Below are 26034 nucleotides of genomic sequence, written 5' to 3' on the forward strand. Positions count from 1 at the left end.
TATGAAACATACCATATGTTTAGCTTTTATTGTATTGCTTTTTATCTCTTGTGGAGATAATAAAAAAAAATCTAACGCAGTAGACTTTCTTCCAGATGCATCAGGGGCTATTAATAATGTTTCGGTAGTGACCGATAATGATTATTGGGATGGCCGTGTTGGTGATGCCATTCGTTCGGTTTTAACCAAACCTATTTATGGATTGCCCCAGGATGAACCTATGTTTAGTATCAGTCAAATTCCGTCATCTGTTTTCTCTGGTTTTGTCACTAAAAATAGAACGGTTTTAATCATAAATCCAAAAAAAGCAAAAGGTTTTAATATTGCTACAAATGTTTATGCGAAACCGCAAAAAGTCATTACGGTTTCCGGTCAAACTAAAGAAGACATTATCACAGTACTTGCAGAAAACGAAGCTGAAATTATAGATGTTTTTAGACAGGAAGAATTGGCTGAACGCCAACGTCAAATGATGAAGTCGCCGCATACCTTTAAAACCATTCAAGAAAAGTTGGGTTTAACCATGCAGTTTGCTTCCATTTATAGAAAAGCTACCGAAACAGATAGTTTTTTCTGGTTTAGAAAAGACATCACTACTGGTACGAATAATTTAATGCTTTATGAATTGCCTTTAAATGCCATTCAACGTAATGATAGTGTGGTTAATCAGATTATCAAAATTAGAGATTCCATTGGAAAAACATATATTGAAGGGCCTATAGAAGGTTCATATATGGTTACCGAAGATGCTTATGCGCCGTTCATTACAGAAACCACAATAGATGGTAAACCCGCGCTTGAGGTAAGAGGTATTTGGGATGTAAAAAACGCCTTTATGGGTGGGCCTTTTATTAATTATGCCATTGAGGACAAAGCTAATAACCGTTGGGTGTTTGTAGAAGGTTTTTCCTTTGCACCATCTGTTGAAAAAAGAAATTATATGTTAGAATTAGAGTCTATTATCAAATCAGTTAAATTCGATTAAAGATTCCAATTTTAAACGATTAAAACCAAAAAGACCAGCAAATTTTGTTTGCTGGTCTTTTTGTATTAGTATAAAAACAATTTAGTCTTTTTTATCTACGCTAGTTTCTTCATCTTCTTTACTAGCATCCTTGAATTCTTTAATGCCACTACCTAAACCGCGCATTAATTCTGGAATTTTTTTACCTCCAAATAAAAGTAAAACAACCACCACGATTAGGGCAATTTGCCAAGGTCCGATGGCTAATGGTAACATATATAAGTTCATAGTTATAAATTTAAAAAACAAAGTTAATAATTAAAGTTTAATAATACCGTTTTAAGTATAACTTTAGCATTTTGTAGTTAGTAGAATTCAAAGAGACTTTGCTTGAAGAGCTCTACTATTTCATAAATTCTCTCTATTTTTGCAACACATGTCAGATCAAGAAAAGAAACCAAAAAAAAGAATTAGAAAACTACTGGATAAGTACCGGTTAGTCATTCTTAATGAAAATACTTTTGAGGAGCGTCTATCATTTAAGCTAACCCGATTAAACGTTTTTGTTATAGGGTCCTTAATGGCTGTGTTTTTTATTTCAATTACCTATTTAATTATTGCCTTAACACCCTTAAGAGAATATATTCCAGGCTATTCTTCTACAGCTTTGAAAAAGAAGGCTACCGAACTTAGTTATAAAACCGATTCTTTACAGCAAGTGATTAGTATGAATAATCGTTATTATAGCTCTATTAAAAAAGTATTAACGGGTGACGTTAGTACGGTAGATTTTAACAGAGATTCAATAATTAACGCTGTGAAAATTGAAGCTAGCGAGGTAGATTTTGCTCCGAGTCCAGAAGATTCTTTGTTGCGTGAAAAAGTAGATAAAGAAGATAAATATAATCTATTTGAATCGGCAACCTCGGCAACCAACTTTGTTTTATTTCCGCCAGTAAGTGGGGTTATTAGTGAAAACTATAACCCAAAGAATAAGCATTATGCTGTTGATGTTACTGTAGCCAAAGACACGCCTATTTTGGCGACTGCCGATGGTGTAGTAATTTTTGCCGAATGGAGTGCCAGTACGGGCTATGTTATTATTCTTGAACATAGTGAAGGCTTAATATCTATTTATAAACACTGTTCTTCACTAACTAAAGAACAAGGCGATTTAGTAAAATCTGGTGAAGTGATTGCCACTGCTGGTAACACCGGAGAATTATCAACAGGACCACATTTACATTTTGAACTTTGGAACGACGGTTATCCAATTAATCCTACAAACTTTATCGATTTTAATTAAATGATATCAATAAAATCTGCTTTAGCAAAACCATTTGCAAAAATTATATATAAAAAGGTTCAAAAATGGGCTAATAACCCTGTGGACACTCAAAAAAAGGTGTTTGAAGAACTTATAGCACAAGGCGCAAGTACAGCTTTTGGGCAAGATCATGATTTTGTGAGTATCAATAATCACAGTGATTTTGTGAAACGTGTACCTGTGCGCGATTATGAAGCGCTAAAACCTTATGTAGAACGTGTGGTTGCTGGTGAGCCTGATGTGCTCTGGAAAGGGAAACCTTTGTATTTTGCAAAAACTTCTGGTACGACTTCAGGGGCAAAATACATTCCGCTAACTAAGGAGAGTATGCCTAATCATGTAGAGGCTGCTAGAAATGCTATTTTATTATACATCAACGAAACTGGTAATGCCAAGTTTGTAGATGGCAAAATGATATTTTTACAAGGCAGCCCGGAGTTGAAAGAACAGAATGGTATACAATTGGGGAGATTGTCTGGAATCGTAGCTCATTATGTGCCTAAGTACCTTCAGAAGAACCGTATGCCTTCATGGGAAACCAATTGTATTGATGATTGGGAAACTAAGGTTGATGCTGTAGTAGAGGAAACCCTTCCCGAAAATATGACGGTTATTTCTGGAATTCCGTCTTGGGTTCAAATGTATTTTGAAAAAATTCAGCAGAAAACAGGAAAGGCTGTAGGTGATGTTTTCAAAAACTTTAATCTATTCATTTTTGGAGGTGTAAATTACGAACCTTATCGTGCAAAATTTGAAAACCTTATTGGTAGAAAAGTAGATAGCATTGAATTGTACCCTGCCAGTGAAGGCTTTTTTGCTTACCAAGACAAGCAGAACGAGAGAGGTATGTTGCTTTTGTTAAACTCAGGAATTTTTTATGAGTTTATCAAGGCTGATGAATTTTTTACTGAAAACCCAAAGCGTCTTACGATAAAGGACGTTGAGGTTGGTGTGAATTATGTGATGATTATTTCGTCAAACGCTGGACTTTGGGGCTATAACTTAGGAGATACCATTCAGTTTACTTCTACAAAACCTTATCGTGTGATTGTTTCAGGGCGTATCAAACATTTTATTTCAGCCTTTGGCGAACATGTGATAGGTAAAGAAGTGGAACAGGCCATGCAAGAAGCTACTGAAGGTACAGACATTCGTGTTTCAGAGTTTACGGTCGCACCGCAAATTACACCAGAAGAAGGTTTGCCGTATCATGAATGGTTTATCGAATTTGAAAATGAACCACAAGATTTTTCCGCTTTGGCGAAAAAATTAGATAACTCCCTGCAAAAGCAAAACAGTTACTATTACGATTTAATTGTTGGGAAGGTTTTGCAACCCTTGAAAATAAATTCAGTGAAAAAAGGTGGTTTTCAGGCTTATATGAAATCGCAAGGGAAGTTGGGCGGACAAAATAAAATTCCGAGATTGTCTAACGACCGAAAAATTGTTGAAGGCATTCCACAGTAAGATTAGCTCAATAATGTTATCTTTGGCGAGCATTTAAAAGTATTTATGGCGCATAAAAAACTTCATACCAGAACCCGAGCTCAAGAGAGTTCGAACGCGATAGAGCGGCTGTATATCACCATGCGTCACTTGTTTAATCGTGGGTTTTATAAGCCTATGGGGATTTCAGGCGAAACCTTGAGAGAAGCACTTTTGCTTTTAAGACCTGAAATTTATGGTTCAGTTGGTGAAGAAAAAGCTGAATTGCAAGGTTTGCTTTATGTTATTGACCGTTTGCCTCAAGGCATTGAAGAATGCACGTTTATTAATTTAACGAGTGATGAAGGCTATTCAAACTCACATTTTCAATCGATAGTCCCGAAAAAACGTCGTCGTAACTGTTATCGTATTGATAACGAACAGATGAATATTGAAATTACACGAGGGCGATCAGAGATTTATGATATATTAACCCATCTTACGTTTATTTTTATTGAATCTCATAAAATTGGCCAGCGTGTCTTAATTGATGAAGATGGTGCCACGACTAGGGATTGGGTGAAGCTTGAAAAAGCAGTATTATCTAAAAAGAAGTTTACTAGAGAGGAACGTGAAGTCGCTATTACGCATGCAGCCAACATATTGGGGCGTACGTTTAATGAAATACATTTAATTTATAATGAGTTTGCTACCAACTCACAGCCAGAGCGCTTTTTACATATTGTATATTGGTTGGGTAAGCTAGCTATAGAAGAACTCATTAATAAAGAAAAAAGAACCATTACCTTTAGTCCTGTGTTACGTGAACGCATAGGGCATCATATTCACGGCGAAGTATGGGCCGATACCATAAAGGAAACGCTTTTTAAAGAAGGATTACTTAATCGTCCATTACATATTATTAGTGCAAACATGCACAGCGTAATGAATACCTTTTTTGCGCAGAGTGCTTTAAAAGTCAAAAACTCTAAGAAGGATATTTTTGATATTTATGAGTCTTTAAGTCAGTCTGATAATGAAACGTCTCGCCATAAAGTCTCTAAAGAAGCCATGCAAAATGGCATGATTTATATTAAAGATACTTCAGGTGCAAATATTGATGTTCAACTATTTGATTCGGCTAAATTTGATGCCTCCAAACTTGGCATTGAAGTTTCTGAAACTATCATAAATGATGAAAAGCCTGTTATTTTGGTTATGGATTATGCTTTTGGAGAGCAGGCCTATGAAACCATAGATGAATTACTCAAACCCTATAAAGTTGAAGATGAAGAAATACATATGAATGTAGGTTCTGTTTCTATTATGGGGAAAGCAGGAATTTTAGAAGGTGGTAAAGGTGATATTATGATTCCTTCGGCGCATATTTTTGAAGGTACAGCCGATAATTACCCGTTTCAAAACGAGCTTAAAAAAGAAGATTTAGAAGGTCAAGGCGTTTCGGTTTATGAAGGTTCTATGATTACGGTATTGGGAACCTCATTACAGAATAAAGATATTTTAAAATTCTTTTACAATTCCACTTGGAAAGTTATTGGTTTAGAAATGGAGGGTGCCCATTACCAGAAAGCCATTCAAGCGGCTTCAAAGGTAAGAGGTAGTATAAGCGAAAATGTAAAAGTTCGTTATGCTTACTATGCAAGTGATAATCCATTAGAAACAGGAGCTACATTGGCGTCGGGAGGTTTAGGAACATCGGGAGTAAAACCAACATATTTAATAACAAAAACCATATTAGAACAAATACTTAATTAAATTATTATGAGTAACGAAGGGCAGAAATCGCAACAGTCTGAAGAAGTAGATTTAGGACAATTATTTAAGGTTATCGGGAGAGGTTTTGATAAGTTGTTTAAGTTTATAGCAAGCATTTTTATTGGTTTATATAGGTTGGTAATTGCTTTACTGTCACATTTTTACCGACGTAAATTATGGTATGGTTTGGCAATAGTGATTGGAGTTGTTATTGGTTTTGTTGTAGATTCTAAATCTGATAAATTGTATGGCGCAAATATGTTTATTGAAACTAATTTCAAGTCGGCACATCAAGTTTATGAAAATGTAAAACAGCTTCATCAATTAGCCATTGATAAAGATTCAATGAGGCTATCAAAGATTCTTGGTGTCGATCCTTCTCAAGCATCAAAACTAAAAGGGTTCTATATTAAAGCTTCTATAGATGAAAACCAGGTTGCCGAAATGTATTCTGAGTTTTATATGAAATTAGATTCTTTATCTAGAACTACAATGACTTTTGATCGTTATTTAGGTTCTTTACATGCTACAGATTATCCAGAACACCAAATTGGCGTGGCATCTACAAATAAATCCATTTTTCGATTAATTGAATCTAGATTTACAAATAAACTAATAGATAACCCATATTTAGAAAATTTAGTAATTACTAATAAGAGAAATTTAGAATTGGAGGAAAATGCCTTAAAAAGTCAAATTCAGAAAACAGATTCTTTAGCTAATGAATATTTAAAAATTAGAATTAACGAATCACGTAAAGATCCTGTTGTTGGCTCTGGAACAAACCTATATTTAGCAGGAGATAATGAATCTCAAGGATTATTAATGGATGAATCTAAAGTGATTGAAAAACGTTTAAATCTTGAGGAGTTGAGACGTGAAGTAAATCTTCGAAAAGCTGAGGAATATGGGGTAGTTAATGTATTAGGAGGCTTTCCTGAAACAGGTTATGATATTAGAGAGTGGACCGACAAAATGAAATTTGTATTCCCTTTAGTTTTATTTGCGTTAACTTTAGGAATGTTTTCGATTTTAGGTTTAGGTAAATTCTTGGAAAACGAAACTAAGAAGTAGATGGTTTAACCATTTAAGGCATGTGTTTAGAGTATTGTAAATTTGTGTCGTATAAATAAGTATCTAAATATTAAGAAGACGTATGCGTATTTTAATTACAGGTGGAGCAGGGTTTATAGGTTCTCATGTGGTAAGGTTGTTTGTTGAAACTTATCCGAAATACCAAATTTTTAATTTGGATTTACTCACTTATGCCGGCAATTTAGAGAACTTAAAAGATCTTGAAAATAAGACTAATTATACTTTTCTGAAAGGCGATATTACTGATGAAATATTTATAGAAACCCTATTTGAAAATTATCAATTTGATGGGGTGATACACTTAGCGGCTGAGTCTCATGTTGATCGTTCGATTACAGATCCTTTGGCATTTGTAAAAACAAATGTTATAGGAACCATGGTATTACTTAATGCCTTTAAAAATTTATGGCAAGGTGATTTTGAAAATAAACGTTTTTATCACGTTAGTACTGATGAGGTTTACGGAACACTAGGCCAAACAGGCTTGTTTACTGAAACGACTGCCTACGATCCAAATTCGCCTTATTCAGCTTCAAAAGCTAGCTCTGATCATTTTGTTCGTGCTTACGGTGAAACTTATAATTTACCCTATGTTATTTCAAATTGTTCTAATAATTATGGGCAAAATCAATTTCCTGAGAAGCTTATTCCTTTGTTTATAAATAATATCATCCACAACAAACCTTTACCGGTTTATGGCGATGGTAATTACACGCGAGACTGGTTGTATGTTAAAGATCATGCTGTTGCTATCGATATGGTTTTTCATAAAGGACAAAATGGTGAAACTTATAATATTGGTGGTTTTAATGAGTGGAAAAACATTGATTTAGTTAAATTACTTTGCGCTCAAATGGATGATAAGTTAGGTCGAGCTCCAGGGACTTCAGAAGCCTTACTTACTTTTGTGAAAGATAGACCAGGACATGATTTAAGATATGCCATTGATGCCTCAAAAATTAAAGAAGAACTCGGCTGGGTGCCTTCAGTGACTTTTGAGCAGGGTCTTAAAAAAACAATCGATTGGTATCTGAGTAATAAAGACTGGTTAGAAAATGTGACCAGTGGTGTGTATCAATCATACTATAAAAAACAGTACAGTTAATCTTGTTTATATGAAAGGAATAGTTTTAGCAGGAGGTTCAGGAACACGATTACACCCACTAACTTTATCGGTGAGTAAACAGCTCATGCCTGTTTACGACAAGCCTATGATATACTACCCGATATCTACATTAATGTATGCCGGGATTAATGAAATTTTAATTATTTCAACGCCTAAAGATTTACCCTTATTTAAAGATTTATTAGGTGATGGTAAAAAATACGGTTGCATTTTTGATTACGCCGTACAAGAAGAACCAAACGGATTAGCAGAGGCTTTCATTATTGGAGAAGATTTTGTTGGAAACGATAAGGTGGCGTTAATTTTAGGAGACAATATATTTTACGGTACAGGGTTGTCTGATTTACTTCAAACAAATAATGATCCTGACGGTGGTATTATATATGCCTACCAGGTTCATGATCCTGAACGCTATGGCGTTGTAGAATTTAATGATTCTGGACAGGCCATATCAATCGAAGAAAAACCGGAAGCCCCAAAATCAAGTTATGCAGTCCCAGGTATTTATTTCTATGATAATACGGTTATAAAAATTGCTAAAAATATTAAGCCAAGCCCTAGAGGAGAACTAGAAATAACCGATGTTAATAAAGTTTACCTTGAGCAGGGCAATTTAAATGTAAGTATTTTAGACCGTGGAACAGCATGGTTGGATACAGGAACGTTTCAATCGCTTATGCAAGCATCACAGTTTGTTGAGGTGATTGAAGAAAGGCAGGGCTTAAAAATTGGGGCAATTGAAGCTGCCGCTTATGAAATGGGATATATTGATGAAGCTGCTTTTAAAGCCTTGGCTAAACCCTTGCTTAAGAGTGGTTATGGGAAGAATCTATTAGCACTACTGAAAAATAAATAAATGCAACTTACCGAAACAAAACTTAAAGGGTGCTTTCTTATCGAGCCTACTGTGTTTGAAGATAAAAGAGGTTATTTTTTAGAGTCTTATAATCAAAAAGCTTTTAATGAGGGTGTTGGCTCTAATGTTAATTTTGTTCAAGACAATGAATCGTATTCTTCAAGAGGGGTATTGCGAGGCCTTCATTTTCAAAAAGGAGAATTTGCTCAAGCGAAGTTAGTACGTGTGATAAAAGGAAAGGTTTTAGATGTAGCTTTAGATTTGAGAAAAGACTCAACTACTTATGGTGAATATTTTTCAGTAGAGTTGTCTGAAGAAAATAAAAAGCAATTATTTGTACCTCGTGGATTTGCTCATGGTTTTGTCGTGTTAAGTGAAACTGCTTTGTTTGCTTATAAATGCGATAATTTTTATAATAAATCTTCAGAAGGAGGGATTATGTATAACGATAGTACCTTAAATATAGATTGGCAATTAAATCCCGATGAATTTATAATTTCAGAAAAAGATTTAATCCTTCCAAGTTTTGAAAGCTTAAGTTTATGATTGATGTTTTAGTTACAGGAGCTAAAGGCCAATTGGCAAGTTGTATAAGAGATTTAGAGGCGCAATATCGCCATTTAAATTTTATTTATGCCGATGCTTCAATGTTGGATATCTGTGATGTAAATCAAGTTTTATCCTTCTTCAAAGCTCAAAAATCAATTGATTATTGTATTAACTGTGCTGCATATACTGCGGTGGATAAAGCTGAAAATGAACAACAAAAGGCCTTTCAGATTAATGCAGAAGGTCCCAGAAATTTAGCAAGAGTATGTGTTGAGTTTAAGGCGACGTTATTGCATGTTTCAACCGATTTTGTGTTCGATGGAGAAAGCGATAAACCTTATGTTGAGCATGATATACCCAACCCAATTAGTGTTTATGGGGCGTCTAAGCTTAAAGGTGAGGAAGCAATTAAAGAAGTTTTAAAAAGGTATTTTATTTTTAGGACGTCATGGTTGTATTCCGAACATGGGAATAATTTTATGAAAACCATGTTACGTCTGGCCGAAACCCGCGATACGTTAGGTGTAGTTAGTGATCAAATAGGTGCCCCAACTTATGCGAAGGATTTAGCTAAAGTCTTATTGGATGTTATCGATGCAAATAATAATAACTATGGTTTGTATCATTATAGCAATGGAGGTATTACGAGTTGGTACGATTTTGCCAAAGAGATATTTAAGCTTTCAAATACAAACATAACTGTTAATCCTATCACTACATTAGAATACCCTACCCCTGCTAGACGTCCAAAATACAGTGTTTTAGATAAGTCGAAAGTAAAACAAATTTTGAGTTGCGAAATTCAAGAATGGGAAATGAGTCTCAAGGTCGCTTTGACAAGATTATAGCAAAAAAAAACACCTGCCACTTCATTATTTAGGATGAATCTTCGTGAAGAGCAAAACAAATATCTTACTTTTGCCATTCATGTTAAATTTAAGGTTTAAAAAAATATAAATGCAGAAAAAAGTTGCTTTAATAACAGGTGTTACAGGACAAGATGGTGCTTATTTAAGTGAATTTTTACTTAAAAAAGGGTATGAAGTTCATGGTGTAAAAAGACGATCGTCTTTATTTAATACAGATCGTATAGATCATTTGTATCAAGATCCACACGTTGAAAATCAAAATTTCTTTTTGCATTATGGCGATTTAACCGATAGTACTAACCTAACGCGATTAATACAAGAGGTTCAGCCTGATGAGATTTATAACCTTGCCGCGATGAGTCACGTACATGTATCTTTTGAAATGCCAGAATATACAGCTAATGCCGACGGTATTGGGACACTTAGACTTTTAGAGGCTATTAGACTTCTAGGTCTTGAAAAGAAAACTAGAATATACCAAGCATCTACATCAGAGTTGTACGGTAAAGTTCAAGAAGTACCTCAAACAGAAACGACACCTTTCTATCCAAGAAGTCCGTACGCTGTTGCAAAAATGTACGCCTATTGGATTACAGTTAACTACAGAGAAGCCTACGGTATGTATGCTTGTAATGGTATTTTGTTTAATCATGAGTCGCCTATTCGAGGCGAAACTTTTGTGACTAGAAAGATTACTCGAGCAACTTCTAAAATCGCATTAGGCTTACAGGATAAATTTTATTTAGGGAATTTAGATGCCCAACGAGACTGGGGACATGCCAAGGATTATGTACGTATGATGTGGATGATTTTGCAAGCCGATGAAGCTGAAGATTGGGTAATTGCCACAAATAAAACGACCACTGTTCGTGATTTTGTTAGCATGTGTTTTGCGCATGTAGGTGTTGAACTGGAATTTAAAGGTGAAGATGAAGAGGAAAAAGGTTTTGTGAAAAAATGTAATAACCCGAACTATCAGTTAGAAATAGGGAAAGAAGTGGTTTCTGTAGACCCTAAATATTTTAGACCAACCGAAGTAGAGTTGTTAATAGGTGATGCTACTAAAGCTAAAGAAAAATTAGGATGGGTTCCTAAGTATGATTTAAAAGGCTTAGTAGAAGACATGATGCAAAGTGATATTAAACTCATGGAGAAAGAGCAGTACCTAAAAGATGGTGGTTATAAAACAATGAATTATTTTGAGTAAATTTTTATGAATAAAAACTCTAAAATTTATGTTGCTGGTCACAGAGGTCTCGTAGGAAGTGCCATTTTAGCAAACCTTGAAAGTAAGGGGTATCAAAATATTATTATAAGAACCCATAGCCAATTAGATTTAACAAACCAGGAGGCCGTTGCTCATTTTTTTCAAGAGCAAAAGCCTGACTATGTGTTTTTAGCAGCCGCAAAAGTTGGTGGTATTGTGGCAAATAATACCTATAGAGCCGATTTTATATATGAAAATATGATGATTCAAAATAATGTGATTCATCAAAGTTATATTCATCAGGTTAAAAAATTATTATTCTTAGGAAGCACTTGTATCTATCCTAAAAACGCACCTCAACCCATGAAGGAAGACTGTTTGTTAACGGGGCCCTTAGAATATACAAACGAGCCTTATGCTATAGCGAAAATAGCAGGCATAAAAATGTGTGAGAGTTATAACCTGCAGTATAATACAAATTTTATTTCAGTGATGCCTACAAATCTATATGGGCCTAATGATAATTTCGATTTAGAAAAATCACATGTTTTACCCGCTTTAATAAGAAAAATTCATTTAGCTAAGTTATTGTCGGAGAATAAGCATGATGAGGTTGTTAAAGATTTAAAAGTTAATACTATTGAAGAAGCAGAAGCCTATTTAAAAGGTTTTGGAGTTTCTGGAAATAGCGTTGAAATTTGGGGTTCTGGAAAACCAAAACGCGAATTTTTATGGAGTGAGGATATGGCTGATGCTTGTGTGTTTATTATGGAAAACAGAGATTTTTCAGACACCTACCAATCTGATGAAAAGGAGGTTAGAAACACGCATATTAACATTGGAACAGGTGAAGATGTTTCAATAAAGGAATTGGCAGAAACTATAAAAGAAACCGTTGGTTTTAAAGGTAATTTGGTATTTAATACCGATAAGCCTGACGGGACCATGCGTAAGTTGACAGATGTTTCTAAATTGAATGATTTAGGATGGAAGCGCGGTGTTGAGTTGCAAGAAGGTGTTTCAAGAGTTTATAAATGGTATCAGGAGGGGCAAGAATAATATTAATTAATATTTGATAGCAATGTACAAATTAATAGTGTTTTTCATCTTTTTGCTCACTTTTTCTTGTAAACAAAGTACAAGTAGTACGGAGGATGTTAATATTAAAACCGCACGCGTATCTACGGTAAAAAATGAAAATGTAATCCATAGTTTTGATAGTGAAGACTTGGTTACATGGTCAAGAGTAAGAGTAGATATCGAACCTAGTTCATTCTATTATTCAGGTTTAAGAGCTTATTCTATTTCTAGAGGAACAGCCTTAGAACCTTCTTATTTAGAAACAACCTCAGTCCAGGTGAAGCCAGGAAAAACCTACAAGGTAAGCTTGGTTGTTAAAAAAAGTGATGAATGCCCATTTTTAGGGTTAAGAATTGTAGGGAAGTATCCCGATAGAGTTGATGCTATTTATAATCTAGATAATGGCACTGTTTTAGGAGTTAAAGTTGCTAAGGATTTTCAAAACCCAAAAGCAGATATTGAAAAGCTAAAAGACGATTGGTTTAAATGTAGTTTAACTGCACAGCTGCCATCAAGTGATATAAAATTAATTATGGGTGCTACTACCAAGGATAAAGATGTTTCTAGGTGGGAAGGAAAAACCAACAAATTAGTAAAAACTTATATTGTGCCATCGAGTATAATTATAGAAGAAGTCTTTTCACAACATTAATAATAAAAGAGTTTTTTAGAACTTATTTTGAATTATTTTAAAAATGATTAATAACACAAAAATATTAGATTGCACACTTCGAGATGGAGGTTATTATACTAATTGGGACTTCGATAATAAATTGGTCTTAAATTACTGTAAATTGATGGAAAGTTTACCCATTGATTATGTCGAAATTGGTTATCGTAGTATTTCGTTAAAAGGATATTTAGGAGAGTATTTTTACTTACCGGTATATCTCCTAAAACGTTTAAAGTTATTAATGCCTTCCAAAAAACTCACCATTATACTTAACGAGAAGGATATACGACCAGAGCACTTAGATGAGGTTTTAGCTCCTTGTAAACCATACGTTACTTTAGTAAGGATTGCCATTGACCCTAAAAACTTTGAAAGAGCAATTGCTTTGGCCGTTGCGGTGAAAAGTATGGGTTTTGAAGTTGGTTTTAATGTTATGTATATGTCGAAATGGAAGGAAGATCCTTCGTTTTTAGACTTGTTAGAAGGTATAGATGAGACTGTAGATTATTTTTATATGGTCGATTCTTTTGGTGGTGTAAACCCGAGTGAAGTACAGGAAATTATTAGCCTTGTTAAGTCAAAAACGAATATCCCATTAGGGTTTCATGGACATAACAATTTAGAAATGGCCCTTATAAACACCTTAACTGCTGTAGAGCAAGGTTGTAGTATCATTGATGGTACCATAACAGGAATGGGGCGAGGAGCCGGTAATTTGCGTACAGAATTGTTTTTAATCTATTCAAGTAGTAGGGGAAATATAGACATTAATTATACAGAATTAGGTAACGTTGTTTCAGGATTTGAAGCGCTTAAAAGTAATTATAATTGGGGTACAAATCTTCCGTATATGTTTTCTGGGGCAAATTCATTGCCTCAAAAACAAGTTATGGAATGGGTTGGGCTAAACAGGTACCCGATTAGTAGTATTTTAAATGCCTTAAAAAATCAAAAGGACGATGTTAGTGATAATATCAAGCTTCCTGTTTTAGAAAAATCCAGCACTTTTAAAAAAGCTGTAATTTTAGGAGGTGGTAATTATGCAAAAGAGCATGAAGATGCCATTAAAATTCTAATTGAAAAGGATGAAAATATTTGCTTAATTCATGCAGGAACTAGAAATGTTTCTAGTTATTTAGATAGTAAAAGCAAACAATTTTATACGCTTATTGGTTTTGAAAGTGAAAAATTACTCAATCAAATAGGTGATTTTTCTAAAATTAAGCATAAGTGTATTTATCCGCCGTATCCAAGAAAAATGGGTACAATAATACCAGAGGAAATTAAAGATGATTCTTTGGAAGTTGAAGAAATAGAATTCACAAATCTAACCTCAGAATCACCATTGTGTATTGCTGTTCAAGCCGCTATAGATTTAGGTGTTTCTTCCATTTTATTAGCAGGATTTGATGGCTATGAGACGACCTTAAATCAGCATCAATTTACCTTATCTCAAGAAAATCAACAAATCATTGATGACCTACTTGAGGTAGATAATGTTGAATTGGTTTCTATTACGCCAACTAAATATAAAAACATAATTACCAAATCAATATATAGCCTAATAGAATGATAACAGTTTTTTTACCTTGTAGAGCTGGAAGTGAGAGAGTTCCTAAAAAAAACACAAAACCCTTTGCAGGAGTTGAAGGTGGACTTTTAGTTATTAAACTAAAGGAATTATTAAAAGTAAACCTAGTAAGTAAAATTGTGTTATCAACAAATGACCCTGTAGTTATTGATATAGCAGAAAGTCTTAAGTCCAATAATATTTTAATTGATAAAAGGCCTGAGGCATTAGCCTCATCTTCAACAAGTACTGATGATCTAATTAAATATGTTCCAGAAGTTATTAAAGAAGGTCATATTATGTGGACACATGTGACCTCACCTTTTCTAGACTCTAAAGTTTATACCGAAATTATAGAAGCCTACTTAAATGGTTTAGATAATGGGAACGATAGTTTAATGACCGTCAACAAAATTCAAACTTTTTTATGGAATGAAGAAGGTAGTTTGAATTATGATAGGAAAATTGAAAAATGGCCAAGAACCCAAACACTTCCTAAGTTGTATGAAGTGAATAGTGGCGTTTTTATAAACTCGTATGAAAACTATGTAAAATATCAAGATAGAATAGGTGAGGATCCTTATTTGTTTGAAACTGAGGGATACGCATCATTTGATATAGATTGGATTGAAGATTTTAACCTTGGTGAATTTATTTATAAATCATTAAATCATTAAATATTTAATTATTTTGAAAACTATATTTTGGGATTTTGATGGTGTGATTCTTGATTCAATGGCGGTAAGAGATTTTGGTTTTGAGCAGATTTTTAAAGCTTATGAAAAATCAGAAGTAGATGCCTTATTGCATTTTCATCGAATAAATGGAGGTTTATCGAGATATGTTAAAATACGCTATTTCTTTAATGAAATTTTAAATTCAGAAATTTCAGATGAAGAAGTGTTGAATTATGCATCTCGTTTTTCAGATATTATGAAAAAGGAGCTTATCAAAAAAGAGAATTTAATTACAGAAACTGTAAATTATATTAAGAGTAATTATGATAAGTATAACTTTCATATTGTATCGGGGTCAGATCAGGAGGAGTTGCGGTTTTTATGTAAAGAGCTAGGTGTTGCCCAGTATTTTTTAACAATAAATGGATCTCCAACGCATAAAAATATTTTGGTAAGCCGAATACTTGAAACTTACAACTATTCTAAATCTAAGTGTTGTTTAATTGGTGATTCAATTAACGATCTAGACGCCGCTAACCATAATAAGATTTCTTTTTTTGGGTTTAATAATCAGGAGCTCAATAAAAATGACTTAAGTTATATTGAAAATTTTAGTAAATTTTATTTTTAAAATCATATGAAGAAGATCTTGTACTTAGATAATTGGAATATTGGTTATCGTAATTTTTTGAGATTAGATCAAAAATTTAAAGAAAGAGGTTATGAGACGCTACTAGTACATACAACTTCATGGATGGATTTGGAGTATGAATCTGAAAGTGAATGTGAAGGCATGAAACTTAGAGATATTTCATACTATAAAACCAATAGGATTAAAAAAATAATTAAGCAAGAAAAGCCGTCGGCCATATTGATTTTAAATTTGTCATTTATATTAGATAGGGCGATAGTAAAAATATGTAAAGACTTAAATATTAACCTATATTATCTAGCTCACGGAAAACTTATAACTGTCGAAGGCCAGGCTGTTTTCAAGGATAATATGAAAAAGTTTGGAGAAAGTAAACTAAGCTCCAAAATTAAAAGAAAGAACCTCTTGTCGTTATATAACTATTTTATAGAAATGAAAAGCATTCCTAAGTTTTTTCAGTTTTTTTATAAGGCAGCACAGAATTATACTCAATTTACGGCTTTTCCAAAATATAGTGAGGAATTGAAGGTTAATAAATCAATGGTTTATTACCCTATAGATTATAGTGTTATGGTCGATGAGTTTGGTTTTCCAGAAGATAATGTTATAGTTGTTGGAAACCCAGAATTAGATTTCTTTTATGATACTAAAATTGTTGACAAAGAAGAATATTGTTTAAACGAACTTAAAATTAAAAGTCCAAACTACGTCGCATATATTGACGACGGGTTGTCCTCTATAAGAAATTGGGATAATAACCGTTGGTTGGATTTTTTAAAAGATGTTAATGACGTTTTAAAAAAACATAATTTAGAATTAGTCATTAAACTTCATCCACGGAGGGATTTAAGTGGTTGTGAATCTTTTCTAGACCGAGAGGGAATAAAGTATTATAACGATATAGACTTTAAAAATTTCGTTCATCATTCTTTGTTCGTATTTAGTCATTTTTCTTCAGTAATCGTATACGGGTTATTGTTGAATAAAAGTATAAAATCTCCTCGTTGGGGTGACTCTGTTGGGATTGAAGAAAATTTTCCACATGATGTTGTTAATTACTATTACAGTAAAGAAGACTTTATTAAAGATCTGTTTAATGTAAATGTTGATGAAGAGGCGATTAAAAAATATTTAGTATCAGAAATAGGAACAAGTTTTGATGGAAATTGTAGAGATCGTATTGTAAATCAGGTCTTAGAAGGTTTATAACATGGCGAAAAACATAGGTTTTTTTTTAAATTCCATTAAGTATATCGTTGTTTCGGGTGCGTCTAAAGGTTTTAATTATATATTATTACTTTATCTAGCCGTTGGAGCTTTTACCGAGCAGTATGTTATTATACTCTTATTATTGTCATTGGAACAAATACTAAGTTTATTATTACCATTAAACAATCCCAATATTATCTATTCAAAAAGTATTTCCCAATACGAGGTAATAACTAATAAACTCATATCAAATTCGCTTATTGTTATTTTATTATACCTCCTGCTATTTGTTGTTTTTAGAGAGTTTATTTATGAATACTTTGAAGTAAATAACTTGTTAGTTTATTTAAGTATTGTAGTAAACATTCTTATAAATTCTTATTTAGTTTATCTCACAAATTATTACAAATTAATAGAAAAGCATCAAACAGCCTTATTAATTCAAGCCTTGTTATTAATTTCATTTGTATCAATTTTAGTATCGGTATTAATTTTTGATAATAAAATAAGCTCTTTTTTTGTGGGTAAAGCCTTTGGTTTAACTATTGTTTTAGTGATTATTACCTTTTTAAAACTAAACCTTTCTAAGTTTAGTTTTACTTTGTTAAACACTTCGGAGCTTAAGAAAATAATTAATCTATTGTTGGTTAGTGTTTTAGGTTGGGTTTCTGGATTAGGCTTTATGAATGTAGCTAAAATTTATGCATCAGACGAAGAGTTGCTAAAAGTAGGCTATATTTTGAATATTTGTAATGTGTTTTTATTAATAAGTATAGGTGTAAATTCTGTTTATAATCCGCTTATAAAAAAGTATTTAAATGTAAATAATATTAAGGCATTAAGGATAAAACGAAACACGCTCTTAATTTATGTTTTAATAGCGGCAATCAGTTATTTGGGCTACTTACTGCTTATGAACTTTGATTTTAGTGGCGAGATTGAAACCATGGTTTCTGTAATTCCTTATGCTATATTAATATTTCTTTTTGGTGCCTTTCAGTCAGTTGTGCATCCATTTTATTTAATTACCGACCGATTTAAAGATTTTTCATATTTAAATATTTTATCTTATTTATTTTGGATTGGACTCATGTTAATTTGTACTTACTATGGTTATGATAATTATATTTGGTTTTTAGTTATCATTTATATGATAAAATCGGGTTTTGCCTATTTTTATGCTCAAAAAATGTTTACAGGTAAAATGTGTTCCTTAAAAGAGGCTGAGCAGTGATAACTAATAGTGCCAACAGTTTTTTTACACTTAAAGACTTAATATGATATATATTTTAATTTTTTTAGTTTTGATTCAATTGTTTTTATTGACTAGAAACTTAAAATATTATTTTTTAAGTCCTGTTTATATTTATGTTCTATTTTCAGGGATATCAATTTTAATATCAGTATTATATTTTTATTATTATGACGATAAATACAATATGTTTAGGTTAGATGAGGTTTCCAATGAAGATTTTATTAACACCATCGAGTGGTATCTTATTGCTTTAAACTCTTTTATTTTTGGATTTCTATTATATCATAATTTTTCTTTAAGGGCCACAAGAAATCTTTTAAGGAAACCCTTTAACGAATCCTTGTTTTTTAATTTAAAGTTACCCGAAAATATTGTTACTATTGTGTCTGGTTTATTTTTCACGATAGTCCTTCTTTATTTTGTTTCCTATGGAACTAGCTTGTTTTATAGAGATCAATATTTGCCCAAAGAGAACGTGAAGGCACTAATTGTTTTAATAAAATTACTGTCGTTGGTTCAGGTCATTTTATTAGGCATTATTTATGATAAAAATAAGTTATTAAGTATTACATACTTTTTTATTATGTTCCTATTGTCCATAGGTACGGGCTCAAGAACAGTGATTTTAACGTTGTTGCTTTATTTTATTTTAATTTTTATTTCAAAGGGTAATACGTTAAAAAATAAAATCACTTTTTTTATAAATATATTTTTAACTTTTATTTTTCTTGGGTATTTAATGAATTTTAGGTCTCAAGAAGCCCATGGTATTTTGCCATATATAGAAAGTATTTTTACTAGTGAGAGACAAAGAGACTCCTTTTTTAATGTATACTATTCGCTTATTTTTGGTGTTTTTGTAACTATTCGCACACTTAAAGATGCTTTACCCGATTGGCATGTTATCTATGTAAGTTTAAACCCTCTTCCAGGTTCGATGGTTGGTTGGTACGATATAGCTAGTGATATGAGAATTAATAGATATGCCCCCTTTTCATTGCACGGTAGGGTGTTTAAAATGGGCTTTTTATTTACTTTCTGCTACTTTATTTTTACAGGGCTTATATATTCCTTTTTTGAAAGGTTAATGAGGAGTTATTTAAATATAGGGAATAAGTGGGTACCGTTTATATTAGTCATCTTACTCACTTTACATATTGTATATGGTTTTGAATACAACATGCGTTCTTCTGTGAGATATTTGTATTATTCTTTTGCTTTTGTTGTGCTCGTAGTAGTGGCTAATAAAGTCTATAATAGCCTCATAAAACCAATAGAAAAATGATCGATTTAACTAAGCTTTTGTTGAAAAACCAACCAATAAGTATAGCTTTTATTTTATTAGGGTTGTTTCCTATATTTCCTTTTAACCTAAAACCTGTAATAGTTGGAGTAGTGATAGCAATAAGTGTTTTTTACTACTTTAAAAGGGCGGAAACCGTGTTTTCTAACATATACCTTTTCAACGGTATTCTTTTTATTTTATATGGGATATCATTCTTTTATTCTCAAGACAAAGTATATGCTTTAAAGAGACTCGAAACGTCATTATCGCTGGTGCTATTGCCGATATTCTTCATTTTATTATCGTCAGGTGTTTTAAGTAAAAAAACATTATTACATATAGAAAAAGTTTTTTTTAAAACATTCTATTTTTCTGTTCTTTTAATGAGTATTGTCATCTATATCTACATATGCTCATTGGGTTATTTTAACGGTTTAGTTAGCTACAGTTTTTGCCTGTCATATATTGAGCATCGGTTATGGGTTTTTAATGATCATCCAATCTATATTTCTATATTTCTTGCTATCGCTTTAATTTTTTCTATAAGGTTATATAAAAGCGGCTCTAAGTATATAAAAGCCCTTATTTTAATAGGTGATTTAGTTGTTTTGAGCACGCTGTTTTTCTTATCTAGAAAGGGAGTGATAATAGCTCTTATTATATCTTTTATTTTTTTAGCCTTTAAAACACTGCGGTTCACAAAAATTCGTGTGTTGTATTTAGCTGCTGTTGCTATTTTTATGGCTGTATTCTTTTTCATATCCTCATCGCAATCAAAACGATTTAAAGAAATTTTCAATCAAGAAACTTATACGAATTCAATAAACGAAAACTTATCCTCTACAAGTATTAGGTTTGGTATATATAAGTGCGCAGTAAAACAAATACCCCAATCTGGTTTTTTTGGATTTGGTATAGGAGATGTTAAACATGCTTTGCAGGATTGTTACCAAGAAACATCTGCATTATTGGTTAATAAAAATTATAATACTCACAACCAGTATCTCAACACGATACTGGCAACAGGTGTTATTGGTTTGTTAATCTTTTGTTTTAGTTTGTTTATGCTTTTTAGGTTCTCTATCAATAGGAACGATTATATTTTTACAGCCGTTTTAATTTTCTATTCCATAGCATTACTAACTGAGAATATTTTAGATAGGCAAAACGGGATTATCTTATTTTCCATTTTAATTAACTATTTCACTTTTCAAAATATATTAAAAATAAAGTTCGATGAATAAAATTTTAGTAATAGGTCCATTACCAGAACCTACAACGGGGGTGTCATTGGCAAATAAAGTAGTAGTAGAAAACCTAAATAAAAATAGTGGTTATGATGTAGATTTTATTAATACTTCTTTTGATAAATTTGACGAAAGTCTTGGGAAGTTTTCGTTACGAAAAATGTTTTTCTATCTAAAATTAAATGTTTTTTCTTATAAGATCTTCAGCAATAAGATTATTTATATAACCCCTGGTCAAACTTTCTTTGGAATTCTTAAATATGCCAATTTTATATTAATAAGTAAGCTTCTTGGAAGAGAGTTAATTATGCATATACATGGCAACTATGTTGGTAAAGAATACCGTTTATTAAAAGGATTAAAAAAGAGAATATTTAAACGATTATTTAGTCAAACAACTAAAGGGATCGTGTTGTCCGAATCATTAAGCGGTAATATGTCACCTTTTATTAGGGAAGATCAGATTTTTGTTTTGTATAATTTTGTAGAAGATTATTTGTTTCTTGAAGAACGAGTTGTTTTACCTTCTGAAAATAATAATTATCCAAAAGTTATTTTTTTAAGTAACTTGATGGAAGAAAAAGGAATATTAGATTTATTAGAGTCCTTTAAAATTTTGGAAGATCAAGGTGTTAAATTTGAAGCAAAAATAGCCGGTCATATTGATGCTAATAATAGAAATAAAATAGATGAGTATTTTAAAACCTTAAAAAATGTAACGTTTTGTGGGGTTGTTTCTGGTGAAGCAAAAAAAGAGTTATTAATTTGGGGAAATGTTTTTGTGTTACCTACTTATTACGAAATGGAAGGGCAACCAATATCCATTTTAGAAGCAATGGCTACAGGGAATTTGATTTTAACAACGAATCATTCTGGAATTCCAGATATTTTTAAAGATAGCGTAAATGGGTTTTATGTTGAAAAAAAGAATCCAAATAGTATAGCCTCAATAGTAGGAATGATTTCTCAGAATTCCGATAATTTTCTTAGTATTAGGAAGCATAACGTGGCGATGGCTCGTCAAAGCTATAGGGTAGATAATTTTATCTCTAATTTGGTAAAAATTATAGAGAAATGAGTAAAATACAAGATTTAAGTCTATATCAAAACCCAGATGGGTTTAGGGGTAGATCAAAAATTATGGTGCAACTTTGGTGGATTTGTTACGCCGTTTTTTTTAAACCCTCACCACAAGTTCTATATTCATGGAGACGTTTTTTATTGCGAATTTTTGGGGCTGAAATAGGAAAAAATGTTATCATTAGACCATCTGCAGAGTTTACATACCCATGGAAAATAAAGATAGGAGATAACAGTTGGATAGGGGACCAAGTTGTGCTTTACTCTTTAGGAGAAATTATTATTGGAAGTAATACCGTTGTTTCACAAAGGAGTTATATTTGCACAGGTACCCATAATTATAAAGAGATTGATTTTCCAATTTTAGAAAAAAGAATAATTATAGGGGATCAATGTTGGTTGGCTACAGATGTTTTTGTGTCTCCAGGGGTGTCTATTGGTAGTGGTGTGGTTGTAGGCGCAAGAAGCACCGTTATAAGCGATTTAGAGCCTAATGCTGTTTATGTTGGTTCTCCAGTAAAGTTTATAAAAAAACGAGAAATTGAGTAAAAAAATTACAATTATTGGTATTAACTACTATCCAGAAGATAGTGCTATTGGCTTATATACCACGCAAAAAGCAGAATACTTAGTTTCAAAAGGGTTTGATGTCACCGTTATTACAGGTTTTCCATATTATCCGCAATGGGAAATTAGGGAAGATTATAAATCAAAAAATTATTTAGTATCCGAAAACATCAATGGTGTTAAGGTTTTTAGAAGTAAACAATACGTGCCTAAAGACCCTACCTTTGCGAAACGCATAGTGCATTTAACAAGTTTTACATTTGGTAATTTTATTAATTTATTTAAAGTAGACAAGCCTGATATAGTGATATCTATCATTCCGTTTACTACATCTGGGTTATTGGGTTGGTTTTTGAAAAAACGTTATAAATGTAAACACTTAGTTCATATTCAAGATTTCGAATTCGATGCTGCGATAGATTCAGGGCTGTTAAGCGGGAACAAAAAAAGTGTTATTAAGATTTTACAAAACATTGAGAAATTTGTATTAAATAAAGCTGATGTTGTTTCAACCATAAGCTATGGAATGATTAATAAGTTGAAACAGAAAACAGACACTAATACATATTACCTCACTAATTGGATTGATGTAGACGCTTTTAACTATGAAAAATTAGAGCCGCATAGATATTTGAAGTCAGAAAAATTTAAAATTTTATATTCAGGAAATATTGGTGCAAAGCAAGATTGGGATTTGTTTGTTAAAGTATTAAGTCATTTAGAAAAGTTAGAAAATATAGAGGTTGTTGTTGTAGGAGAAGGGGCCGAAAAGGCTAAACTGCTAGAGGTCATAAAAGATTTTAATTTTGTGAAACACTTTAATTTAGTGCCCTATGAAGAATTACCACAATTGCTTTCAAGTGCAGATTTACATATTTTGTTTCAGAAAACAGATGTTATTGATACGGTAATGCCTTCGAAAATATTAGGTATGATGGCTAGTGAAAAGCCGTCTATTGTTACGGGTAATATGGAAAGTGAAGTCGCTAAAGTTTTTCAGGATTCAAAGGGAGGTTTTTATTTTAGCGGTAATTCTATCCATGAGATAATAGAACAAATTCAAGTTTTGAAGGAAGACAAGAGTCTTTGTGTTGAGCTTGGGGTTGGAGCAAAGAAATATGTAGTTGAAAAGTATTCTAAAAACATGGTACTCGATAAATTTATTAATAAACTTGAAAACCTTTGATAAGCTAAATCTAAATACATGAAAAAAATTTTAATAACAGGAGCGGCAGGTTTCTTAGGGTCTCATTTATGTGATCGATTTGTAAATGAAGGTTACCATGTTATTGGAATGGATAATCTTATTACTGGCGACAAAAAAAATATCGATCATTTAATTGGTTTAGATAATTTTGAGTTTATAGCTCACGATGTTACAAATTACATAGAATACAAGGGGAACCTTGATTATATCTTGCATTTTGCTTCACCAGCAAGCCCAATTGATTATCTTAAAATCCCTATTCAAACCTTAAAAGTAGGTGCTCTGGGGACCCATAACTTATTAGGATTAGCAAAGGCAAAAAATGCAAGAATGTTGATTGCATCAACATCTGAGGTTTATGGAGATCCTTTAGTGCATCCACAAAAAGAAGCCTACTACGGGAATGTAAATACCATTGGTCCACGTGGGGTGTACGATGAAGCTAAGCGTTTTCAAGAGTCCATTACTATGGCTTATCATCGTTTTCACGGGTTAGAAACACGTATTGTGCGTATATTTAACACCTATGGTCCTAGAATGCGACTCAACGACGGACGCGTAATACCGGCTTTTATGGGGCAGGCACTTCGAGGGGAAGATTTAACTGTTTTTGGAGATGGTTCACAAACACGATCGTTTTGTTATGTTGATGATCAGGTAGAAGGGATTTACAGATTGCTTTTAAGCGATTATGCCGAACCTATTAATATAGGAAACTCGCATGAAATTACTATAAGTGAGTTTGCCGAAGAAATCATTAAACTTACAGGAACCAACCAAAAGGTTATTTATAAAGATTTGCCAGTTGATGATCCTATGCAAAGGCAACCAGATATAAGTTTAGCAAAAAAAGTGTTAGATTGGGAACCTAAAATAGGTCGAGAAGAGGGTATGAAAAAAACCTTTGAATATTTTAAAGGTTTATCACAGGAGGAGCTTCATAAGAGTGAGCATAAAAATTTTAAAAGTCATATAAAAAAATAGGTGGATTATAAAAAAGGGAGATATTCTGGGTTCATAAAACCACTATTTGGTTTTATAGACTTGGTTATTATTAACATAGCGGTATTTTATTTCGATATAAACTTAACCAATGTTTATATGTTCTGTGGTTATATTTCCTTGTTATGGATTATAATCGCGGTAAAAAATCATTTTTATGAAATACAAAGGCATACCCGGTTAATTCAAATCATCCCCTTACTCTTTAAACAAATTATTATATTTTCAATAGTGCTTTATGCTTATATAGGGTTTTTTAAGCAGCCCAATATGAGTCGCTTACAGTTAGCGTTGTATTTGGTTGCTGTGTTTTTAGCCGTATCACTATTTAAGCTGTTTGTTACCTTTTTATTAAAAAAATACAGAGAAGTTTTAGGAGGTAATGTTAGAAATGTAATTGTTATTGGTCATAACTATAAAACCAGACAATTAATAAACACTTTCAAAAGGCGGTCTGATTATGGTTATGATTTTAAAGCCAGGTTTAGCACACAAGACATCGATTTTTCATTAGAAAAATGCTACAAGTATATTATAGATCATAATATTGATGAAATTTACTTTTCTGTAGCCGAGTTGTCAAATAAACAGATTAATAGTTTAATCGATTTTGCCGATAATAACCTGCGTGAACTCAAATTTATTCCCGATAATAAAGATATATACTCAAAACGTTTAAAATACGAATATTACGATTATATACCAGTTCTATCCATTAGAGATATTCCTTTGCAGGAACCTGCAAATATGTTTATTAAACGCATATACGATATCTTGTTTTCTGCCTTCATTATCATAGGTGTTTTATCGTGGTTAACGCCTATACTGGCTATTTTAATTCGATTGGAGTCTAAAGGCCCTATCTTTTTTAAGCAATCGAGAAATGGTTTTAACTATCAAGAGTTCGATTGTTATAAATTTAGGTCTATGAGGCCAAGTAAAGATGCGCATTTAAATCAGGCTACTAAAGGCGACATGCGTGTTACTAAAATAGGAGCGTTTATTAGAAAAACAAGTATCGACGAGTTACCTCAGTTTTTTAATGTGTTATTTGGCGACATGTCGGTTGTTGGCCCTAGGCCGCATATGGTATCTCATACCAATATGTATGCCCAGCGTATTGATAAATTTATGGTACGTCATTTCGTAAAACCAGGTATTACTGGCCTAGCTCAAACCAGTGGTTTTAGAGGTGAAATTGAAACCGATAAGGACATCATTAATCGTGTGAAGTATGATATTTTTTATATCGAAAACTGGTCACTTTTACTTGATATTAAAATCTCAATACAAACGTTTCTAAACGCTGTAAAAGGTGAAGAGAAAGCCTATTAAC

Annotated in this window: 25 protein-coding genes; 24 read left to right on the plus strand and 1 reads right to left on the minus strand. The window is 32.5% G+C overall.

What is annotated here, in order from left to right; translation table 11 throughout:
• The first annotated feature begins 1 nt into the window (after position 1).
• Positions 2–985 (plus strand): DUF4837 family protein, encoded by a 984-nt coding sequence (locus F6U93_RS13860; RefSeq protein WP_150940826.1) that lies wholly within the window; start codon positions 2–4, stop codon positions 983–985.
• Between the two features lie 81 nt (positions 986–1066).
• On the opposite strand, the gene tatA is transcribed toward F6U93_RS13860, so the two are convergent.
• Entirely contained in the window at positions 1067–1252 is a 186-nt protein-coding gene (tatA, locus tag F6U93_RS13865) for a twin-arginine translocase TatA/TatE family subunit (RefSeq protein ID WP_150940827.1), read from the minus strand.
• Positions 1253–1400: 148 nt separating this feature from the next.
• Here tatA and F6U93_RS13870 point away from each other — a divergent pair, with 148 nt between their 5' ends.
• The 23 genes from F6U93_RS13870 to F6U93_RS13980 all read left to right on the plus strand — a co-directional run bounded on the left by F6U93_RS13870 (position 1401) and on the right by F6U93_RS13980 (position 26033).
• Positions 1401–2270, plus strand: a complete 870-nt coding sequence (locus F6U93_RS13870; protein WP_150940828.1) for a M23 family metallopeptidase — start codon at positions 1401–1403, stop codon at positions 2268–2270.
• Positions 2271–3758: a GH3 auxin-responsive promoter family protein gene (locus tag F6U93_RS13875; protein WP_191963528.1), complete on the plus strand. Its 1488-nt coding sequence runs from the start codon at positions 2271–2273 to the stop codon at positions 3756–3758. It begins immediately after the preceding gene.
• Positions 3759–3803: 45 nt separating this feature from the next.
• Positions 3804–5492 (plus strand): DUF6909 family protein, encoded by a 1689-nt coding sequence (locus F6U93_RS13880; RefSeq protein ID WP_150940829.1) that lies wholly within the window; start codon positions 3804–3806, stop codon positions 5490–5492.
• 6 nt (positions 5493–5498) lie between these two features.
• A complete protein-coding gene (locus F6U93_RS13885; RefSeq protein WP_150940830.1) occupies positions 5499–6566 on the plus strand; it encodes a hypothetical protein in 1068 nt (355 codons plus the stop codon).
• Between the two features lie 82 nt (positions 6567–6648).
• Entirely contained in the window at positions 6649–7692 is a 1044-nt protein-coding gene (gene rfbB / locus F6U93_RS13890) for a dTDP-glucose 4,6-dehydratase (RefSeq protein ID WP_150940831.1), read from the plus strand.
• Positions 7693–7702: 10 nt separating this feature from the next.
• On the plus strand, positions 7703–8569 hold the full coding sequence (gene rfbA, locus F6U93_RS13895; protein WP_150940832.1) for a glucose-1-phosphate thymidylyltransferase RfbA: 867 nt from the start codon (positions 7703–7705) through the stop codon (positions 8567–8569).
• Entirely contained in the window at positions 8570–9115 is a 546-nt protein-coding gene (rfbC, locus tag F6U93_RS13900; RefSeq protein ID WP_150940833.1) for a dTDP-4-dehydrorhamnose 3,5-epimerase, read from the plus strand.
• Complete coding sequence (gene rfbD, locus F6U93_RS13905) at positions 9112–9966, plus strand: dTDP-4-dehydrorhamnose reductase (RefSeq protein ID WP_150940834.1); 855 nt, start codon at positions 9112–9114, stop codon at positions 9964–9966. The genes rfbC and rfbD overlap by 4 nt, the downstream gene beginning before the upstream one ends.
• 109 nt (positions 9967–10075) lie before the next feature.
• The gene (gene gmd / locus F6U93_RS13910) at positions 10076–11194 is read left to right on the plus strand and encodes a GDP-mannose 4,6-dehydratase (protein ID WP_150940835.1); all 1119 of its coding nucleotides are present in this window, start codon (positions 10076–10078) and stop codon (positions 11192–11194) included.
• Between the two features lie 6 nt (positions 11195–11200).
• A complete protein-coding gene (locus F6U93_RS13915) occupies positions 11201–12253 on the plus strand; it encodes a GDP-L-fucose synthase family protein (RefSeq protein WP_150940836.1) in 1053 nt (350 codons plus the stop codon).
• Positions 12254–12275: 22 nt separating this feature from the next.
• Positions 12276–12926, plus strand: a complete 651-nt coding sequence (locus tag F6U93_RS13920) for a phage head spike fiber domain-containing protein (protein ID WP_150940837.1) — start codon at positions 12276–12278, stop codon at positions 12924–12926.
• Between the two features lie 43 nt (positions 12927–12969).
• Entirely contained in the window at positions 12970–14520 is a 1551-nt protein-coding gene (locus tag F6U93_RS13925; protein ID WP_150940838.1) for an aldolase catalytic domain-containing protein, read from the plus strand.
• Positions 14517–15194 (plus strand): acylneuraminate cytidylyltransferase family protein, encoded by a 678-nt coding sequence (locus F6U93_RS13930; RefSeq protein WP_150940839.1) that lies wholly within the window; start codon positions 14517–14519, stop codon positions 15192–15194. The genes F6U93_RS13925 and F6U93_RS13930 overlap by 4 nt, the downstream gene beginning before the upstream one ends.
• Positions 15195–15207: 13 nt before the next feature.
• The gene (locus F6U93_RS13935) at positions 15208–15825 is read left to right on the plus strand and encodes an HAD family hydrolase (protein WP_225312720.1); all 618 of its coding nucleotides are present in this window, start codon (positions 15208–15210) and stop codon (positions 15823–15825) included.
• 6 nt (positions 15826–15831) lie between these two features.
• A complete protein-coding gene (locus tag F6U93_RS13940; RefSeq protein ID WP_150940841.1) occupies positions 15832–17055 on the plus strand; it encodes a hypothetical protein in 1224 nt (407 codons plus the stop codon).
• Between the two features lies 1 nt (position 17056).
• Positions 17057–18289: a hypothetical protein gene (locus tag F6U93_RS13945; RefSeq protein ID WP_150940842.1), complete on the plus strand. Its 1233-nt coding sequence runs from the start codon at positions 17057–17059 to the stop codon at positions 18287–18289.
• A 43-nt stretch (positions 18290–18332) separates the two neighbouring features.
• Positions 18333–19595 carry an O-antigen polymerase gene (locus F6U93_RS14705; protein WP_191963529.1) on the plus strand — a complete coding sequence of 421 codons (1263 nt, stop codon included), beginning with the start codon at positions 18333–18335 and terminating at the stop codon, positions 19593–19595.
• A complete protein-coding gene (locus F6U93_RS13955) occupies positions 19592–20839 on the plus strand; it encodes an O-antigen ligase family protein (RefSeq protein ID WP_150940843.1) in 1248 nt (415 codons plus the stop codon). Before F6U93_RS14705 ends, F6U93_RS13955 begins: the two co-directional genes overlap by 4 nt.
• On the plus strand, positions 20832–21920 hold the full coding sequence (locus tag F6U93_RS13960; protein ID WP_150940844.1) for a glycosyltransferase family 4 protein: 1089 nt from the start codon (positions 20832–20834) through the stop codon (positions 21918–21920). The genes F6U93_RS13955 and F6U93_RS13960 overlap by 8 nt, the downstream gene beginning before the upstream one ends.
• Positions 21917–22471, plus strand: coding sequence for a WcaF family extracellular polysaccharide biosynthesis acetyltransferase (locus tag F6U93_RS13965; RefSeq protein ID WP_317132892.1), 555 nt, complete (start codon positions 21917–21919; stop codon positions 22469–22471). Before F6U93_RS13960 ends, F6U93_RS13965 begins: the two co-directional genes overlap by 4 nt.
• The gene (locus F6U93_RS13970) at positions 22464–23675 is read left to right on the plus strand and encodes a WcaI family glycosyltransferase (RefSeq protein WP_191963530.1); all 1212 of its coding nucleotides are present in this window, start codon (positions 22464–22466) and stop codon (positions 23673–23675) included. The genes F6U93_RS13965 and F6U93_RS13970 overlap by 8 nt, the downstream gene beginning before the upstream one ends.
• Before the next feature lie 18 nt (positions 23676–23693).
• Entirely contained in the window at positions 23694–24680 is a 987-nt protein-coding gene (locus F6U93_RS13975; RefSeq protein WP_150940845.1) for a UDP-glucuronic acid decarboxylase family protein, read from the plus strand.
• Positions 24681–26033 (plus strand): exopolysaccharide biosynthesis polyprenyl glycosylphosphotransferase, encoded by a 1353-nt coding sequence (locus F6U93_RS13980; protein ID WP_150940846.1) that lies wholly within the window; start codon positions 24681–24683, stop codon positions 26031–26033.
• The last annotated feature ends 1 nt before the right edge of the window (position 26034 follow it).

Source organism: Pseudotamlana haliotis, assembly GCF_008806375.1.
Taxonomy (GTDB): Bacteria; Bacteroidota; Bacteroidia; order Flavobacteriales; family Flavobacteriaceae; genus Pseudotamlana; species Pseudotamlana haliotis.

Coding starts and splice junctions, on each gene's coding strand:
- F6U93_RS13860 (WP_150940826.1), top strand. CDS start 2: ATGAAACATACCATATGTTTAGCTTTTATTGTATTGCTTTTTATCTCT.
- tatA (WP_150940827.1), bottom strand. CDS start 1,252: ATGAACTTATATATGTTACCATTAGCCATCGGACCTTGGCAAATTGCC.
- F6U93_RS13870 (WP_150940828.1), top strand. CDS start 1,401: ATGTCAGATCAAGAAAAGAAACCAAAAAAAAGAATTAGAAAACTACTG.
- F6U93_RS13875 (WP_191963528.1), top strand. CDS start 2,271: ATGATATCAATAAAATCTGCTTTAGCAAAACCATTTGCAAAAATTATA.
- F6U93_RS13880 (WP_150940829.1), top strand. CDS start 3,804: ATGGCGCATAAAAAACTTCATACCAGAACCCGAGCTCAAGAGAGTTCG.
- F6U93_RS13885 (WP_150940830.1), top strand. CDS start 5,499: ATGAGTAACGAAGGGCAGAAATCGCAACAGTCTGAAGAAGTAGATTTA.
- rfbB (WP_150940831.1), top strand. CDS start 6,649: ATGCGTATTTTAATTACAGGTGGAGCAGGGTTTATAGGTTCTCATGTG.
- rfbA (WP_150940832.1), top strand. CDS start 7,703: ATGAAAGGAATAGTTTTAGCAGGAGGTTCAGGAACACGATTACACCCA.
- rfbC (WP_150940833.1), top strand. CDS start 8,570: ATGCAACTTACCGAAACAAAACTTAAAGGGTGCTTTCTTATCGAGCCT.
- rfbD (WP_150940834.1), top strand. CDS start 9,112: ATGATTGATGTTTTAGTTACAGGAGCTAAAGGCCAATTGGCAAGTTGT.
- gmd (WP_150940835.1), top strand. CDS start 10,076: ATGCAGAAAAAAGTTGCTTTAATAACAGGTGTTACAGGACAAGATGGT.
- F6U93_RS13915 (WP_150940836.1), top strand. CDS start 11,201: ATGAATAAAAACTCTAAAATTTATGTTGCTGGTCACAGAGGTCTCGTA.
- F6U93_RS13920 (WP_150940837.1), top strand. CDS start 12,276: ATGTACAAATTAATAGTGTTTTTCATCTTTTTGCTCACTTTTTCTTGT.
- F6U93_RS13925 (WP_150940838.1), top strand. CDS start 12,970: ATGATTAATAACACAAAAATATTAGATTGCACACTTCGAGATGGAGGT.
- F6U93_RS13930 (WP_150940839.1), top strand. CDS start 14,517: ATGATAACAGTTTTTTTACCTTGTAGAGCTGGAAGTGAGAGAGTTCCT.
- F6U93_RS13940 (WP_150940841.1), top strand. CDS start 15,832: ATGAAGAAGATCTTGTACTTAGATAATTGGAATATTGGTTATCGTAAT.
- F6U93_RS13945 (WP_150940842.1), top strand. CDS start 17,057: ATGGCGAAAAACATAGGTTTTTTTTTAAATTCCATTAAGTATATCGTT.
- F6U93_RS14705 (WP_191963529.1), top strand. CDS start 18,333: ATGATATATATTTTAATTTTTTTAGTTTTGATTCAATTGTTTTTATTG.
- F6U93_RS13955 (WP_150940843.1), top strand. CDS start 19,592: ATGATCGATTTAACTAAGCTTTTGTTGAAAAACCAACCAATAAGTATA.
- F6U93_RS13960 (WP_150940844.1), top strand. CDS start 20,832: ATGAATAAAATTTTAGTAATAGGTCCATTACCAGAACCTACAACGGGG.
- F6U93_RS13965 (WP_317132892.1), top strand. CDS start 21,917: ATGAGTAAAATACAAGATTTAAGTCTATATCAAAACCCAGATGGGTTT.
- F6U93_RS13975 (WP_150940845.1), top strand. CDS start 23,694: ATGAAAAAAATTTTAATAACAGGAGCGGCAGGTTTCTTAGGGTCTCAT.